Source organism: Streptomyces sp. C, assembly GCF_000158895.1.
In the GTDB taxonomy this organism is placed as follows: Bacteria; Actinomycetota; Actinomycetes; order Streptomycetales; family Streptomycetaceae; genus Streptomyces; species Streptomyces racemochromogenes.
Genome location: NZ_GG657750.1, coordinates 523,261 through 525,046 on the forward strand (window position 1 = coordinate 523,261; position 1,786 = coordinate 525,046).

Annotated in this window: 2 protein-coding genes; both read right to left on the reverse strand. The window is 78.6% G+C overall.

The genetic code is table 11. From position 1 onward, the window contains the following. Nucleotides 1–919, reverse strand: a 919-nt coding sequence (locus tag SSNG_RS02545; RefSeq protein ID WP_007262220.1) for a glycosyltransferase family 9 protein, incomplete at its 3' end; no start/stop codon positions are given. After that, nucleotides 916–1,680: an HAD-IIIA family hydrolase gene (locus SSNG_RS02550; protein WP_007262221.1), complete on the reverse strand. Its 765-nt coding sequence runs from the start codon at nucleotides 1,678–1,680 to the stop codon at nucleotides 916–918. The genes SSNG_RS02545 and SSNG_RS02550, both read right to left, overlap by 4 nt. Nucleotides 1,681–1,786 lie beyond the last annotated feature (106 nt).

Below are 1,786 nucleotides of genomic sequence, written 5' to 3' on the forward strand. Positions count from 1 at the left end.
GGCTCCCCGCACACGAGGCCCGCTGGTCGCCGAGCAGTACGTGCGGCACCCGGTAGGGCCGCCACCGGCCCGCCGGCACCACGGGTGCGAACAGGCACACCACGAGTGTGCCCACGGCCGCGGCCAGATGGGTGGGCCCCGTGTTGCCCGCCACCACGACCCGCGCGGCGGCCAGGACCCCGGCCAGCTCGTGCAGGTCGGCCGTGCCGCCGCCCAGGTCGAGTCCGTGGCGGCCGGCCACGGCGGCGGTCAGCTCCTTCTCCGCGGGGCTGCCGGTGACCACCACCCGGTGGCCCGCCCCGTGCAGCGCGGCCGCGGCGCGCGTCGCCCTGGCCGGGCTCCAGGCGCGGGCGGCCACCGCGGCTCCGGGGTGCAGCACCACGTAGGGTTCGGGACCGGTCAGCCGTGTCGTGTCGGGCGGTACGGACACGCGGAGGGCGCCGTCGTCGCCGTCGGGCAGCGCGAAGCCGAAGTCGCGCACCAGGTCGAGGGCCGCGTCCGCCTCGTGCCGGTCCGGCAGCCGGTGGTGGCGCAGCGCGAGCAGGGACCCCGGGTAGTCCTCGCAGTCGGCCGCGACCTGTTCGACTCCGGCGAGCGCGAGCAGCAGGGCCGCCGGCAACGGGCTCTGGTGGTGGGACACCAGGATCACGCCGCGGTCGAACCGGCCGGCCGCCAGGGCGTCGACGAGCAGGCTGCACTCCTCGCGCGAGGTGCGGCCGGGCTCCAGCCCCACCCAGGGGGCTTCGTACACCAGCACCTGGTCCACGCCGGGCAGCAGCCGCGCCGCGGCGACGCCCTGCGGCCCGCAGAGCAGCGTGGTGTGGGAGGAGCCGGCCGCCACCGCGCGCACGGCGGGCCCGGCCAGCAGCACGTCCCCGGCGCTGTCGAGGCGTACGACGAGACTGCGCGGGGCGTTCATCGGCCACCGCCGACAGCGGGCGGGCGCGCCCCCATGGCTCCGGGGGTCGCGTGGGCCCCGGCCCGTCCGGCTCCGGAGGCGGAGGGGTACGAGACGAGCCGGACGGCGGTGAGCAGATCGCGCGCCGTCTCGGCGGCGGCCGCGACCTCCTCGGGGCGGGTCACGGGTGTCGGCACCAGCACCCCGCGGGCGCCCGCGGCGGAGGCGGCCCGCACGTCGGCTCCGATGTCCCCGACGACGACGGTGCGTTCGGGGGCGGCGCCCAGCCGCTGACAGGCGGCGAGGATCAGGCCGGGCGCTGGTTTGCGGCAGCCGCAGCGGTCCGCGGGGCCGTGCGGGCACACGGCCCACACGTCGAACGGGCCGAAGAGCTCGTCGACGCGTCGGCGCACCGCCAGCACGTCCTCCCGCGTCAGGAGCCCGCGGGCGACGCCCGACTGGTTGCTCACGACACCGACCGGAATTCCGAGCTCGCGCAGCGCGGTCACCGCGGCCAGCGCTGTGGGCAGGGGAGAGACCCGGGCGGGGTCGCCGTTGTACGGGACGTCTGCGACGAGCGTGCCGTCACGGTCGAAGAGGACCGCTTCCGGGAGCCGGCCGGCCGGCCCGGGCCGGTGCGGGGTCCCGGGCGCGGCAGGGCGGTCCCACAGCCAGGGGACGGCTGCGGCCGGGGCCCCGCCGGCGGACGTGCCGGAGGAGGTGCCGGCGGACGTGCCGGAGGACGTGCCGGCGGACGTGCCGGTGACGGGATGGTGCCTCATGACCGCACCGGCTCGCGGGGAGCCTCCTGCGCGGCCGCCGGGCGGCTCCCGGGAGGGTCGGCCGGACCGGCTGGGCGGACGCGGCGGTGTACGACCGTGCCGCGCA